The sequence below is a fragment of the Ensifer sp. EB106-03-01-XG145 genome, assembly GCF_058792075.1.
This window is the reverse complement of record NZ_JBYTEC010000010.1, coordinates 14,652-26,983: the sequence shown is the minus strand read 5'-3', so window position 1 is coordinate 26,983 and position 12,332 is coordinate 14,652. Positions and strand designations below refer to the sequence as shown.

The window sequence follows — 12,332 nt, the reverse complement described above, 5'->3', positions numbered from 1 at the left end:
CCGGATCTTTGGAGGAGCCATGGGCTTTCTGGGCGATTTCTGTGACGACGTGGCGCGCTCGATCGGCTTCCTGAGCCGCATTCCCATGCCGGGACGCCACTTCGTCGGATATGACGGACGGCTGGACCGGGCCGTGCGCGCCTTCCCGCTCGCCGGCATCGTGATCGTCCTGCCCTCCGCAGCCGCTGCCAGCGCGATGATCGCGCTGCATGTGAGTTCGCTTTTTGCCGCCTTCGTCGTCGTCGCCATCCAGGCGCTGCTGACCGGCGCACTGCACGAGGACGGACTCGGCGACACGGCCGACGGCTTCGGCGGTGGACGCGACCGCGACGCGGCGCTCGCGATCATGAAGGACAGCCGCATCGGTACCTATGGCGCCGTCGCGCTCATTCTCTCCTTTGGCCTGCGCGTCTCGGCGCTCGCCTCCATCCTGCCGCTGTTCACGCCGCTTGGCGCCGGCATGGTGATCCTTGGTGCTGCAGCGCTCAGCCGCGCCGCCATGGTCTGGCACTGGTCCAGCCTGCCGCCGGCACGCAGTGGCGGTGTTGCAGCTTCCGCCGGCGTACCGGAGCCGGGAGCTGGCCGCTTCGCCCTCGGCTTTGGTCTTCTCGCCGCAATGCTGCTCTTCTATTTCGCCAAGGTACCGGCCTTCGGCCTGATCGCAACACTCCTCGCCTTCCTTGCCACTGTCAAAGGCTTCGGCCGGCTCGCAGCCGCCAAGATCGGGGGACATACGGGTGACACGATCGGTGCCACGCAGCAGCTCACGGAAATCGCAGTGCTCGGCGCCCTTGCGCTGACGGTTTGAAAGATCGATATATTCCGGGAAAAACTGGGCAACGCCATGGAATCTCCCTGCATTCTCGTCTGTTCCATCGATGACAACACCGGCTATTGTTTCGGCTGCGGCCGCACGCGTGACGAGATAGGCCGCTGGACGCTCTACACCGACGCCGAACGCCGGGCGATCATGACCACGCTGCCCGACCGGCTAGAGACGGTCGAACGCAAGCCTCGGCGCGAAACGCGCCGCAGCCGCATGGCGAGGGAACGCGGAGAAGCATGACCCGTCTCGCCATCCTGCTCTCGATCCTGGCCATTGGGCTCATCCTGCTGATCGTCAACCACGATGCCGGCCGCACCATGGGCCTTGCCAACGACGATTTCGGCCGGCTGGTCTCGTTGGGTGCGATCGCCACGCTGATCGGCGCCGGGGTCCTGCAAAGCCGCCGCCGTTTCGGCGAAGGGCTGCGCCAGGTCGCCATCTGGCTCCTCATCACGCTCGCCCTCGTCTCGGCCTATGTCTACCGCTTCGAATTGCATGGCTTCGGCAATCGCCTGCTCGCCGGCCTCGTCCCCGGCCGCGCGACCGTGATCACCGACAGCGAGGGCCAGCAGGAAGTGGTGCTGCACAAGATGCTGAACGGCCATTTCGAAACCGGCGTGACGGTCAACGGCAAGGACATCAACATGCTGGTCGATACCGGCGCCAGCAGCATCGCGCTGACCTACGAGGATGCCGAGCGGATCGGCCTTGATCCGGAAAACCTCAGCTACATCGTCACCGTCATGACGGCGAACGGCCGGGCGCAGGCGGCACCCGTCATGCTCCAGGAAATCTCCGTCGGCCCGATCACCCGGCGCAACATCGGCGCGACCGTGGCCGCCAAGGGGCGGCTCGACCAGAGCCTGCTCGGCATGAGTTTCCTGTCGACGCTGGAGATGCTGCAGATGCGCACCGACGAGCTGCGCCTGCGCGACTGAGCCACAGGCGTCAGAACAAACCGCAGCGGCGCCTGCCGTCAGTTTCTGAGCCGGTAGCCGGTGCGGAAGATCCAGGCGAGGATCGACATGCAGACCGTCAGGAAGGCGAGGATGATCACGGCGCTGAAGATCGGGTTGACGTCGGAAACCTCGAAGAAGCTCCAGCGGAAACCGCTGATCAGATAGAGCACCGGATTGAAGTGACTGACCGCCTGCCAGAAGGGTGGCAGCATCTTCACCGAATAGAAGCTGCCGCCGAGGAAGACGAGCGGCGGGATCACCAGCATCGGGATCAGGTTCAGCTGCTCGAAGTCCTTGGCCCAGATGCCGATAATGAAGCCGAACAGGCTGAAGGAAATGGCCGTCAACACGAAGAAGAACACCATCACGAACGGATGCGCGATCGTCAGGTCGACGAACAGCGAGGCCGTCAAGAGGATGATCGTCCCGATCATCAGCCCCTTGGTCGCCGCCGCGCCGACATAGCCGAGCACGATCTCGACCATCGACACCGGCGAGGACAGAACCTCGTAGATCGTGCCGGTGAATTTCGGGAAATAGATGCCGAAGGAGCCGTTGCCGATGCACTGCGTCAAGAGCGTCAGCATCATCAGGCCCGGCGTGATGAACGCGCCGTAGGAAACGCCGTCGATCTCCTGGATGCGTCCGCCGATCGCGGCGCCGAAGACGATGAAATAGAGAGAAGTGGAGATGACTGGCGACACCACGCTCTGCAACAGGGTGCGGCGGGTACGCGCCATCTCGAAGAAATAGATCGACTTGATCGCTTCGATATTCATCGCCCTGCCCCCACGATTTCGACGAAGATGTCTTCCAGCGAGCTCTGCCGCGTGGAAATGTCCTTGAGCCGGATACCGGCTTCGGCGAGGGCCGCCAGCAGAGTGGTAATGCCGGTGCGTTCGGCGCTCGTGTCGTAATCGTAGATCAGACAGTGACCATCACCCTCGAGCGTCAGATTGTAGCTCGACAGCGTTTCGGGAACGCCATCCAGTGGATTGGCGAGATCGACCCGCAACTGCTTGCGCCCGAGCTTCGACATCAGTGCCGCCTTGTCCTCGACCAGCAGGATCTTGCCGCCGTTGATGACGCCGATGCGGTCGGCGATTTCCTCCGCCTCTTCGATGTAATGCGTCGTCAGGATGATGGTGACGCCGGAAGCGCGCAGCCGCTCGACAACCTCCCACATGCTCTTGCGCAGGTTGACGTCGACGCCGGCCGTCGGTTCGTCGAGGAAAAGCACCCGCGGTTCGTGCGACAGCGCCTTGGCGATCAGCACGCGCCGTTTCATGCCGCCGGAGAGTTCGCGCAGCATGTTGTCCTTTTTGTCCCAGAGCGACAGGTCCTTCAGCACCTTCTCGATATGGGCGGGGTTCGGCTTCTTGCCGTGCAGGCCGCGGGAGAAGGAGACCGTGTTCCACACGGTTTCGAAGGCGTCAGTGGTCAGTTCCTGGGGCACGAGCCCGATCATCGCGCGCGTCTCGCGAAACTCGCGCACCACGTCATTGCCGCCGACCGTCACCGTTCCGCCGCTCGGATTGACGATGCCGCAGATGATCGAGATCAGCGTCGTCTTGCCGGCGCCGTTCGGCCCGAGCAGCGCCAGGATCTCGCCTTCCTCGATATCGAGGCTGACGCCCTTCAGCGCCTGAAAGCCGGAGGCATAGGTCTTCGACAGATTGGAAACGGAAACGATAGGCGCCATGAAGCTGATCCGGATGCGGGGGGCAAAGTCGGCAGGTTTCGCCTATATGGGACAATTGATTGCGATTTGCAGCCTACCGGATGGAAAAAACAAGGTGACGCTTTGTCAATGCGGCTGCGACAGGCGAGCCTCCGTCCCCGCGCCGCCGCCCATTTGCGAAGGTTTGCGCGCCACCAGCCGGTCATGGATGAGCATGCCCGCAACCATCGCCGCGACGAAAAGGATCGTCGGGGGCAAACCGAGCGACAGCGAAGCGAGCGCCGGGCCCGGGCAAAGCCCCACCAGCCCCCAGCCGACGCCGAAGATTGCCGCGCCGACAATCAGTCGCCTGTCGATGACCTGATTGTCCGGCAAATGGAAGGTTTCGTCGAACAAAGGACGCGTAAGCCGGCGCGTCAGCAGGACACCAAGCGCGGAAACAAAGACAGCGCCGCCGAGCACGAAGGCAAGGCTCGGGTTCCAGTTGCCGGTGATATCCAGAAACGCCCGCACGCGGGCAGGATCGAGCATGCCGGACAGCGAAAGACCAAAACCGAACACGAGGCCGGAGACGAGCGTCGCCGCGAGGCGGAAGAAGGCTCCGTTCATGCAAGCAAGCCCATGACAAAGACCGTGACGATCGCCGCGGCCATGAAGGTGGCAACCGCCGCAATCGAACGTCGCGACAGCCTTGCAAGGCCGACGACGCCGTGGCCGCTGGTGCAGCCGGAGCCCATGCGGGACCCGAAGCCGACCAGCAGCCCTCCAGCCACCAGAAGCGTCCAAGAGGATGTGACCGTCACCACCGGCCAGGTGCCGAAGACGAGACGAAAAAGCAGCGGCCCCGCCATCAGCCCCAACACAAACAACACGCCGGTAGGAACCTGCGCGCCCTGCAGCAGACGTCCGGCGATCCCGCTGATCCCGGCCACCCGGCCATTGGCCACCATCAGGATCGCTGCCGAAAGGCCGATCAACAGCCCACCCGCCAGCGCATTCTCGTATTCATTCATGTTTTGGAACCATCCCGACAGAAGATCTGATAGAGCGCGCCAACCAGACGCGCCACCTTGTCGTGACTAAGCCGATAGAACACTTGCTTGGCCTGCCGACGGGTCGAGACAATGCCGGCATCACGCAACACCGTCAATTGCTGCGAGAGGGTCGGCTGGCGAATGCTCAGACTCTCTTCGAGAGCCGCCACCGAGTGCTCACCCTCCAGCAAAGCACTCACGATCAACAGACGATTTCGATTGGCGAGAGTTCTCAGTATTTTCGAAACTTCGGCAGCGTGCACGGCCATATCCGTGCGCACCCCCGGAAATTGCATAACAGTTCCCATAACTTCCTCCTGTCGTTGCCCTAGGAGTGAGTGGAGCCCCAATGCTTGCTGCGGTTTGCCGACTACTATCCGTGATTGTTATACGAAGTAATATATTATCGTATTACTTATTAATAAACCAGACGAAACAAGACAGCGCGATCAGCCCTAATCCCCCTGGCCTGTCCGTTGACTGTCAAATCATATAGAAAATTCAGATCGTTACAACGAGACCGCAACAGGGATGAAAACGCCATATTTGGGGCAACCGCCCGGACTATCTCAGGCAGCGGTAAAACTTCTGGTATAGTGATCTCAAATACGAGCCTGCGACGACACTTTGGGCCCCCGGCCCGAACGCCCGAAACTGCATTTCGGCGGAGGGTAAACGCCGGCGCAAATGCAGGCATCATCCGTTATCCGGCGAAAGATCTGCGAATGAATCGTCGCCAATCCCGTTCCCTTGTCACGAAACGGTGATGGTCTTCGAGCAATTTGCTCGCGCGGCGCGATATCGCCCTTTTGATTCGCGCTCGTGATTTGCACGCCGGAGCCTCCCCCTTTTGCTCCGGTTGTTGGGCCGGCCTCCCCGCCGGCCTCTTTTTTTGCCGCATGCCATTTTCGCAGCCGCCAGCAGGAAGGTCCCGCACACCACGTCAGTCGCAGTGACGGTAGCCGGTCTTGCGGGTTCTCAGATCGAAGTGGAAATGGTCCTTGTGGAACGGGTCGCTGCCCGGCCCGAGCACGGTGTTGAAATACTTGCAGCTATCGGAGCGCACGGCCTTCAGGAGGCCGCGTTCGCGGAACGCGAAGAAGCCCTTCTTGCGGACATCGATTTCCTTGCCGTTCTTCAAGACGAACTTGCCGACATCGATGGCGTTGCCATGCGCATGTTCGGACATCGGATTGCCGCGGCGGGAATTCATCGCGCGGCAGGAATAACCGCCGAGCGGCTTGATCGTCTTGACGCCCGACCAGTAGCGGTAGCGGGACGACGGCGCGAGTTCGTACTTCACCCACTTGGCGAAGGCTTCCGTCACCTCGCAATTGAGCTTGACCGCCGGCTTCACGCCAATACCGCCGGAGAGACCGCTGAGCTCGATCGGGTAGTCGATGCCGCAGGACGGCCCGTTGCTGATGCGCGGAATATCACGGAACACCACGCCGAGTTTCTTCAGGCGCTGGCGGCAGGCAATCTCGGAAGCCGGCATTTCGCCGGTGTAGTCGGGCGCCGACATCGGATTGCGCACGCGCGGCAGGAAGGCGACCTGCTCCGGCTCCTGGGTCCGCTGAATGGCGCGTCGCTCTTCCATGGCGCGTGCACGCTGCGCCTCTTCGGCTGCAGCCTTCTCGGGAGAAAGCGGCGGCAGGTCCGGATCGTAGCCAAGGTTCGCCTCGTCCGCAGGCGCAGCCCCGGACGCCCCGCCGAGCTGGCGCACATTGTCTTCGCCGATGCCGTCGACGACCGGCTGGCTGGCATTGCCCTCGGCGATCTCGTTGCTCTGCTCTTGCGCCAGGCCGACGACCGGCTGCTCGACGCCGAGCATGGCATCCATGTTGACGCCTTCATCGGGAATGGCCGTGGAACCTGCATTCGCCGGCTGCGCGCCGGAGGAAACCGCCTCGTCGCTATCGATCATCGGCAGCGAGCGCCGCGTTTGTTGAGGCGCCGCCTGCGCCGGTGCAACATAGTCCGGATTGCCGTTGCCCGTCGAAGCCGATGTTGCGGCGGGATAGGCCGCCACCTCGTCTTGCGGCACCGCGTCGACCGGCACGGGCCCGATCGAACCGACCCGGGAGCCGCCATCGATGCGGCCCGGCGGCGAAAGCGCGTCGTCGGTCGAACAGGCGACAAGCGATAGTGTCAGAACGAGTGCCGTCAGCGGGCGATGGAGACGAGTAACATACGCCATACCGGACTGCGCCTTCCTTCGGGCGGTCAGAAGACCACCACTCATCACCCCACCGCCCCCGCAACGGCGTACCCAGAGGCACGCAAGGATCGCTGCAGCACTTCGAATTGCTGCCTTTCGCCTGTGTCGCAAACAGGGCACAGCTGTCGAAAGACCTGATTTCGGGGGCATTTTATTCAAATACGGTAAACGAAGCCTTGCGTCCGATACCCGCGATCAAGGGTGCGGATGCTTGCCGTTCCGACTGACCGCCGATAGCAAGAAGCCCGCGTCTTCGTCAGACGCGGGCTTCAAGTTTTCAGCTACGGATCCGCTGGATATCAGCGGCACTCGCCGCGATGCACGACTCGGAAGCCAGCACCGCCAGCCTCGCAGGCGTTCGAGAAGGTTTGCACGCGGCCGCCGCGCTGGCCGCAGACCGGCGCGAATTCGCGGGTGCAGAACTGGCCTTCGGAGGGACGGTCATCGTCGCGACGGCATTCGCCGCGGCCGATCACCTGGAAGCCCTCCGAGCGCGCCTGGCAGGCGTTCGAGAAGGTCTGCGTGCGCCGTCCGCGCTGGCCGCACACCGGATTGTACTCCATAGTGCAGGCCTGCGGTTCGCGATCCGGCGGGCGATAGTCCGGACGGCATTCGCCACGATGAATGACATTGAAACCGTCGGCCCTTGCCTGGCAGGAATTCGGGAAGGTGCGCATGCGATTGCCACGCTCGCCGCACACGGGCGCATATTCCATCGTGCAGACCGGCGGGCGGGTCGGCCTCGGCCCTGGACGCGGCTCGTCGACGACCACCGTACAGGCGGAGAGGAAGCCGAGCGCCAGCATCAGCACGGCGATCGGGCGCGTCAGAAGAAGTTTGAGAAGTGCCATGGATGTCCCCTCTAAGGCAGCGGTCAGCAACCGGAGCGACGCCCCGTCGAACACCTCCCGCATCTCGCGTATCTATCCGCAGCTATCGTGAGGTCAAGACTATGCGGCTTGCTTTGCACGGCAATCACGGACGCACGTGACGGGGGCACTGCCCGGCTCACGGATCGATGTGGAGCTCGGTTGCAGCCACGCGACACTTCTTCTTGTCAGCGCACAAGGCCCGCGTGGCAATGCCACGCGGGCCTTGTGCAATTCCAGACTATAGAGATCAGGCGGCGCGGCCGTAAGCCGAATGCGATGCCGAGGACTGCAGCCGGAACTTCGTCAGCAACGACTTCAGTTCCCGGCTCTCGGCAGCCAGCGTCTGGCTTGCGGCAGTCGTTTCCTCGACCATCGCGGCGTTCTGCTGGGTCATCTGGTCCATGCTGTTGACGGCGACATTGACCTCCTGCAAACCGGTCGCCTGTTCCCGTGCTGCGGTCGCGATGGAGGCCACCTGTTCGTTGACCCGATTGACCAGCGTCTCGATCTCCGTCAGCGCTTCGCCGGTCGACCGGACCAGCTGGACACCGGCACCGACCTCGCGCACCGAGGCGCCGATCAGTTCCTTGATCTCCTTGGCGGCACCCGCCGAGCGCTGCGCCAACTCACGCACCTCCTGCGCGACGACGGCAAAGCCACGGCCGGCCTCACCGGCGCGCGCTGCCTCGACGCCGGCATTGAGCGCCAGGAGATTCGTCTGGAAGGCGATCTCGTCGATCACCCCGATGATCTGGCCGATCCGGCCGGACGAGCCTTCGATCCGCCCCATGGCGTCGATGGCATTGCGCACGATGCCGCCGGACTTGGCAGCGCTCGCCTTGGTCTCGTTGACCATATCGCGCGCCTCGTTCGCCCGCTCGGAAGCGTGGCGAACCGTCGAGGTGATCTCGTCAAGTGCTGCCGCCGTCTCTTCGAGGGCCGCTGCCTGCTGCTCCGTCCGGCGCGAGAGATTGTTCGCCGCTTCCGAAATGTCGCCGGCACTGGCAGTGACGATCTCGGTCGAGTGCGAGATGGAGCCGATGACATCGCGAAGCGCCGCGACGGCCGTATTGAAGTCCTCTCTCAGCTTGCCGTATTCCGGCGCGATATGGCCGATCTCGGCGGTAAGGTCGCCGCTTGCCAAGAGCTCGAGCGCGGCACCGACGGTCTCCATCGCATCCGCTTGCGCTTCCGCCGTTGCCCGCTGGCGCTGCTCGTTGCCGCGGCGCTCGGAACTAAGCCGCTCCTGCTGCTCGACCTCGCGTGAGCGCAGTTCCAGCCGTTCGCGAACGGAATCGCGCAGCACCACCAGCACCTTGGCCATCTGGCCAATTTCGTCGCCGCGGTCGGTCTCCGGCACCTCAGACGAAAGGTCCTCATCGGCGATCGCCCGCATCGACGCCTTCAGCTTCTCGACCGGCTTGACGACGCTGCGCACGATCGCAAGCGCCGCCATCAGAATGGCGAGTGCGGCGGCGGCGAGGATGCCGGCGACCTGCCAGGCGCGTTCGCGGAACATCGCCGCGAGGTCGTCGGCATAGACGCCGGTACCGACCACCCAGCCCCAGGGCTTGAAGCCGGCAACGTGCGAATATTTCAGCACCGGCGCGTCAGCGCCCGGCTTCGGCCAATAGTAATCGACGAAGCCCTGGCCACTCTTTTCGACGGTCTTGACGAACTCGACGAAGAGGTGCTTGCCGTTCGGATCCTTGTTTTCGGTGAGGTCCTTGCCGTCGAGCTCGGGCTTGATCGGATGCATCACCATGGTCGGATGCATGTCGTTGATCCAGAAATAGCCGTTGCCCTGGTAGCGCATCGCCTTGATCGCCTCGAGAGCGCGTTTCTGCGCCTCCTCACGCGAAAGCGTGCCGGCCACCTCCTGCTTGTGATAGGCGTCGAACACCGCGATCGCGTTCTCGTCCATTGCCGCGAGCATCGCCTTGCGCTCGCCGACGAGTTTGTCCTGCGCCTGAAACAGACCGAATGTCAGCGCTGCTGCCATGGTCAAAAGCGCAAATGCCACCAGCGCGTAGAGACGCGCCGAGATCCTGAATTTCTTCATTGCCAATCCCCTGCCCCTTCGGCGCTCTCGGCGCCGCCCCTTCGCAACCTGGCCGCCGCCGGCATGGCCGGCCGCACTCCAAGAGCCTGCAGGATAGGGAAAGGTCTTTGCAAAGCCCCTAACAACCGATCCCTAAATTTCACATTTCTCAAGCACCCCTTCGAAAGTCTAACGCGACAGCACGGCGCGATGCTGCTCGCATTTGTGCGGCGGCGGGCCTTCCCTCGGCAAGCGCGGTCGGGTTACATCTTTCATCCAACAGGGAGACAGGCCGCATGACCGAACAGACCAAACCGACCGGCGAGCTGACCTTGCGCACGCTCGCCATGCCCGGCGACGCCAATGCGGCCGGCGATATCTTCGGCGGCTGGGTGATGGCACAGATGGACCTTTCCTGCGGTATCCGTGCGGCCGAGCGCGCCCGCGGCCGTGTGGTCACCGCGGCAGTCAAGGAGATGGCCTTCGCGCTTCCGGTCAAGATCGGCGACACGCTCTGCATCTATACCGATGTCGTCAAGGTCGGCCGCACCTCGATGACGCTCAAGGTCGAGGCCTGGGCCCAGCGCTATCTCTCTTCGCATCGCATGGAAAAAGTGACGGATGCGATCTTCGTCATGGTCGCGCTCGACGAAAACGGCAAGCCCAAGCCGGTGCCGGCGGAGGAATAGGAGCGGCCGCCGTGGATCAGGTTCCGACCAACCCGGAAATCTTCCCGCATATCCGCACCGTCATGGGCATGGTCGTCAGCCTGAGCCTGGCGAGACTACTCAGCGGACTGGCGCTCTTCGTGCAGCACCCCGGCAAGACGCGCGTCTATTGGATCCACCTCGGCTGGGTCCTGTTCATGTTCGTGTTCCTCGTGCATTTCTGGTGGTGGGAGTTCCACCTGCATTCGCTCGCCGTGATCGACGTCAGCGTCTACCTGTTCGTCATCCTCTATTGCTGCGTCTTCTTCTTCCTCTGCGTGATGCTGTTCCCGACGACGCTCGAGGACTATAGCGACTACGAACACTATTTCATGTCGCGCCGTGCCTGGTTCTTCGGTTTCCTCGCGCTTGCCTTTGCCGTCGACCTCGTCGACACCGCGCTGAAGGGCAAGCAGTATTTTGCCTCCTACGGTCTCGAATACCCCGCCCGCAACACCGCCTATATCCTCTTCTGTATCGCCGCCTGGACGGCGAATCGGCGCTTCCATGCCGCCTTCGTTGTCGCTGCTGTCGCCTATCAGCTTCTCTGGATGTATCGGGCCTTCGACCTCCTGGATTGAGACCGTCGATCGGATCGTCTGCGGAGGTTTTCCGCCTGGGGGTGCACCTCGCCCCTTGATCCCGAGGCGAGGCGATGCTTTATCCGTTAGACATATTTGAATCTCGCATCATGGCACGTCGGGGGACTGTCGCATCATGGAAATCTTTACCGCCGCCGGTCTGGCAGCGCTTCTGCAAGTCATCGTCATCGACCTCGTTCTCGCCGGCGACAACGCCGTCGTCATCGGCCTTGCCGCGGCCGGGCTGCCGACGGAGCAGCGCAAGAAGGTCATCCTCGTCGGCATCATCGCGGCAACCGTGCTGCGCATCGCGCTCGCCAGCGTCACGGTCCAGCTCCTGGAAATCATCGGCCTTTTGCTCGCCGGTGGCATTTTGCTGCTGTGGGTCTGCTGGAAGATGTGGCGCGAAATCCGCGAGCAGCAGGCAGCGCACGCGGCAGGCGAAAGCGGCGTTGGCAGCAATGCGCCCCAGAAGACCTTCATGCAGGCGGCCATCCAGATCGTCATCGCCGACATCTCGATGTCGCTCGACAACGTGCTGGCCGTCGCAGGCGCCGCCCGCGAACATCCGACGATCCTGGTTATCGGCCTTGCGCTTTCGATTGCGATGATGGGCGTGGCAGCCGGTTTCATCGCCCGGCTGCTCAACCGTTATCACTGGATCGCCTATATCGGCCTCGCAATCATCCTCTATGTCGCGCTCGACATGATCTATCGCGGCTGGGTCGAGGTCTGGCCGCACGTCGCGCCGGCCGTGGCAGCCATGGTCTGACGCCAGCGCGACGCGCTGCAGACCGTTAACAATGCAAAAGGCAGGGCTTGGGCCCTGCCTTTTTGTTTGCAGCGGTCTTAACCGCTACAGCGGCCGGACGCCTCTTAGCCCTTGAAGATGAACGAGGCGCCTAAGGCGATCAGGGCGAAACCGACCAGATGGTTCCAGCCGATCGACTCCTTCAGCCAGAAAACTGAGAAGGCGGCAAAGACCAGAAGCGTGATCACCTCCTGCATCGTCTTCAGCTGTGCGGCGGAATAGACCTGATGGCCGATGCGGTTGGCCGGCACCGCCAGGCAATATTCGAAGAAGGCAATGCCCCAGCTTGCCACGATCGCCATGTAGAGCGGTGACGACGTGTATTTCAGATGCCCATACCAGGCGAAGGTCATGAAGACGTTGGAAAACAGGAGCAGAAGAATCGGCCAGAGATAGGCCGGAGAGAGAGTGAAGGACATAGAGAACCTCGGGGCGCGAATCATGCTCCGACGATGCCCCGCAGCCCCGTCCGGGCGCAAGTCCTGCCGGCCTTCCATTGGCTCAAGTGACGCCTCGGAGCGAGCCGATACGGGATTTTCTGCCGGTCAGGGTGTCGAATCGACGACGAACCAGCATTTTTTCCGTCATTTAGCAAGTCA

At 62.8% G+C, this 12,332-nt stretch carries 15 protein-coding genes; 6 read left to right on the top strand and 9 right to left on the bottom strand.

Features of this window, described 5'->3' with window-relative positions; genetic code table 11:
• The first annotated feature begins 19 nt into the window (after positions 1-19).
• From AC3WWH_RS22060 to AC3WWH_RS22050, 3 genes are read left to right on the top strand one after another with little or no spacing between them, the layout of a single operon-like run.
• Positions 20-808, top strand: a complete 789-nt coding sequence (locus AC3WWH_RS22060) for an adenosylcobinamide-GDP ribazoletransferase (protein ID WP_058324050.1) — start codon at positions 20-22, stop codon at positions 806-808.
• A 36-nt stretch (positions 809-844) separates the two neighbouring features.
• The gene (locus tag AC3WWH_RS22055; RefSeq protein WP_058324049.1) at positions 845-1,066 is read left to right on the top strand and encodes a DUF1289 domain-containing protein; all 222 of its coding nucleotides are present in this window, start codon (positions 845-847) and stop codon (positions 1,064-1,066) included.
• Positions 1,063-1,764 carry a retropepsin-like aspartic protease family protein gene (locus tag AC3WWH_RS22050; RefSeq protein WP_058324048.1) on the top strand — a complete coding sequence of 234 codons (702 nt, stop codon included), beginning with the start codon at positions 1,063-1,065 and terminating at the stop codon, positions 1,762-1,764. The genes AC3WWH_RS22055 and AC3WWH_RS22050 overlap by 4 nt, the downstream gene beginning before the upstream one ends.
• A gap of 38 nt (positions 1,765-1,802) precedes the next feature.
• Here AC3WWH_RS22050 and AC3WWH_RS22045 read toward each other — a convergent pair whose 3' ends face one another.
• From AC3WWH_RS22045 to AC3WWH_RS22010, 8 genes are all read right to left on the bottom strand, one after another.
• Positions 1,803-2,564, bottom strand: coding sequence for an ABC transporter permease (locus AC3WWH_RS22045; protein WP_058324047.1), 762 nt, complete (start codon positions 2,562-2,564; stop codon positions 1,803-1,805).
• Positions 2,561-3,487: an ABC transporter ATP-binding protein gene (locus AC3WWH_RS22040; RefSeq protein WP_057248823.1), complete on the bottom strand. Its 927-nt coding sequence runs from the start codon at positions 3,485-3,487 to the stop codon at positions 2,561-2,563. The genes AC3WWH_RS22045 and AC3WWH_RS22040 overlap by 4 nt, the downstream gene beginning before the upstream one ends.
• A gap of 105 nt (positions 3,488-3,592) precedes the next feature.
• Positions 3,593-4,075, bottom strand: coding sequence for a YeeE/YedE family protein (locus AC3WWH_RS22035; RefSeq protein ID WP_058324046.1), 483 nt, complete (start codon positions 4,073-4,075; stop codon positions 3,593-3,595).
• The gene (locus tag AC3WWH_RS22030) at positions 4,072-4,479 is read right to left on the bottom strand and encodes a YeeE/YedE family protein (protein ID WP_058324045.1); all 408 of its coding nucleotides are present in this window, start codon (positions 4,477-4,479) and stop codon (positions 4,072-4,074) included. Before AC3WWH_RS22030 ends, AC3WWH_RS22035 begins: the two co-directional genes overlap by 4 nt.
• Positions 4,476-4,808: an ArsR/SmtB family transcription factor gene (locus AC3WWH_RS22025; protein WP_057248820.1), complete on the bottom strand. Its 333-nt coding sequence runs from the start codon at positions 4,806-4,808 to the stop codon at positions 4,476-4,478. The genes AC3WWH_RS22030 and AC3WWH_RS22025 overlap by 4 nt, the downstream gene beginning before the upstream one ends.
• 635 nt (positions 4,809-5,443) lie before the next feature.
• On the bottom strand, positions 5,444-6,700 hold the full coding sequence (locus AC3WWH_RS22020) for an extensin-like domain-containing protein (RefSeq protein WP_058324044.1): 1,257 nt from the start codon (positions 6,698-6,700) through the stop codon (positions 5,444-5,446).
• Positions 6,701-7,020: 320 nt separating this feature from the next.
• Positions 7,021-7,572 carry a Kazal-type serine protease inhibitor family protein gene (locus tag AC3WWH_RS22015; RefSeq protein WP_057248818.1) on the bottom strand — a complete coding sequence of 184 codons (552 nt, stop codon included), beginning with the start codon at positions 7,570-7,572 and terminating at the stop codon, positions 7,021-7,023.
• A 268-nt stretch (positions 7,573-7,840) separates the two neighbouring features.
• Entirely contained in the window at positions 7,841-9,655 is a 1,815-nt protein-coding gene (locus AC3WWH_RS22010; protein WP_058324043.1) for a methyl-accepting chemotaxis protein, read from the bottom strand.
• Between the two features lie 275 nt (positions 9,656-9,930).
• On the opposite strand from AC3WWH_RS22010, the gene AC3WWH_RS22005 reads away from it, so the two are divergent.
• The 3 genes from AC3WWH_RS22005 to AC3WWH_RS21995 all read left to right on the top strand — a co-directional run bounded on the left by AC3WWH_RS22005 (position 9,931) and on the right by AC3WWH_RS21995 (position 11,694).
• Positions 9,931-10,323, top strand: coding sequence for an acyl-CoA thioesterase (locus AC3WWH_RS22005; RefSeq protein WP_057248816.1), 393 nt, complete (start codon positions 9,931-9,933; stop codon positions 10,321-10,323).
• Between the two features lie 68 nt (positions 10,324-10,391).
• A complete protein-coding gene (locus AC3WWH_RS22000) occupies positions 10,392-10,922 on the top strand; it encodes a hypothetical protein (RefSeq protein WP_373419928.1) in 531 nt (176 codons plus the stop codon).
• Positions 10,923-11,058: 136 nt separating this feature from the next.
• A complete protein-coding gene (locus AC3WWH_RS21995) occupies positions 11,059-11,694 on the top strand; it encodes a TerC family protein (RefSeq protein WP_058324041.1) in 636 nt (211 codons plus the stop codon).
• Between the two features lie 104 nt (positions 11,695-11,798).
• Here AC3WWH_RS21995 and AC3WWH_RS21990 read toward each other — a convergent pair whose 3' ends face one another.
• A complete protein-coding gene (locus AC3WWH_RS21990) occupies positions 11,799-12,152 on the bottom strand; it encodes a DMT family protein (protein WP_057248813.1) in 354 nt (117 codons plus the stop codon).
• Between the last annotated feature and the right edge of the window lie 180 nt (positions 12,153-12,332).

What these genes read in the sequence shown, in the direction of transcription:
- AC3WWH_RS22060 (WP_058324050.1), top strand. Translation starts at nt 20, where the DNA reads ATGGGCTTTCTGGGCGATTTCTGTGACGACGTGGCGCGCTCGATCGGC.
- AC3WWH_RS22055 (WP_058324049.1), top strand. Translation starts at nt 845, where the DNA reads ATGGAATCTCCCTGCATTCTCGTCTGTTCCATCGATGACAACACCGGC.
- AC3WWH_RS22050 (WP_058324048.1), top strand. Translation starts at nt 1,063, where the DNA reads ATGACCCGTCTCGCCATCCTGCTCTCGATCCTGGCCATTGGGCTCATC.
- AC3WWH_RS22045 (WP_058324047.1), bottom strand. Translation starts at nt 2,564, where the DNA reads ATGAATATCGAAGCGATCAAGTCGATCTATTTCTTCGAGATGGCGCGT.
- AC3WWH_RS22040 (WP_057248823.1), bottom strand. Translation starts at nt 3,487, where the DNA reads ATGGCGCCTATCGTTTCCGTTTCCAATCTGTCGAAGACCTATGCCTCC.
- AC3WWH_RS22035 (WP_058324046.1), bottom strand. Translation starts at nt 4,075, where the DNA reads ATGAACGGAGCCTTCTTCCGCCTCGCGGCGACGCTCGTCTCCGGCCTC.
- AC3WWH_RS22030 (WP_058324045.1), bottom strand. Translation starts at nt 4,479, where the DNA reads ATGAATGAATACGAGAATGCGCTGGCGGGTGGGCTGTTGATCGGCCTT.
- AC3WWH_RS22025 (WP_057248820.1), bottom strand. Translation starts at nt 4,808, where the DNA reads ATGGGAACTGTTATGCAATTTCCGGGGGTGCGCACGGATATGGCCGTG.
- AC3WWH_RS22020 (WP_058324044.1), bottom strand. Translation starts at nt 6,700, where the DNA reads ATGGCGTATGTTACTCGTCTCCATCGCCCGCTGACGGCACTCGTTCTG.
- AC3WWH_RS22015 (WP_057248818.1), bottom strand. Translation starts at nt 7,572, where the DNA reads ATGGCACTTCTCAAACTTCTTCTGACGCGCCCGATCGCCGTGCTGATG.
- AC3WWH_RS22010 (WP_058324043.1), bottom strand. Translation starts at nt 9,655, where the DNA reads ATGAAGAAATTCAGGATCTCGGCGCGTCTCTACGCGCTGGTGGCATTT.
- AC3WWH_RS22005 (WP_057248816.1), top strand. Translation starts at nt 9,931, where the DNA reads ATGACCGAACAGACCAAACCGACCGGCGAGCTGACCTTGCGCACGCTC.
- AC3WWH_RS22000 (WP_373419928.1), top strand. Translation starts at nt 10,392, where the DNA reads ATGGTCGTCAGCCTGAGCCTGGCGAGACTACTCAGCGGACTGGCGCTC.
- AC3WWH_RS21995 (WP_058324041.1), top strand. Translation starts at nt 11,059, where the DNA reads ATGGAAATCTTTACCGCCGCCGGTCTGGCAGCGCTTCTGCAAGTCATC.
- AC3WWH_RS21990 (WP_057248813.1), bottom strand. Translation starts at nt 12,152, where the DNA reads ATGTCCTTCACTCTCTCTCCGGCCTATCTCTGGCCGATTCTTCTGCTC.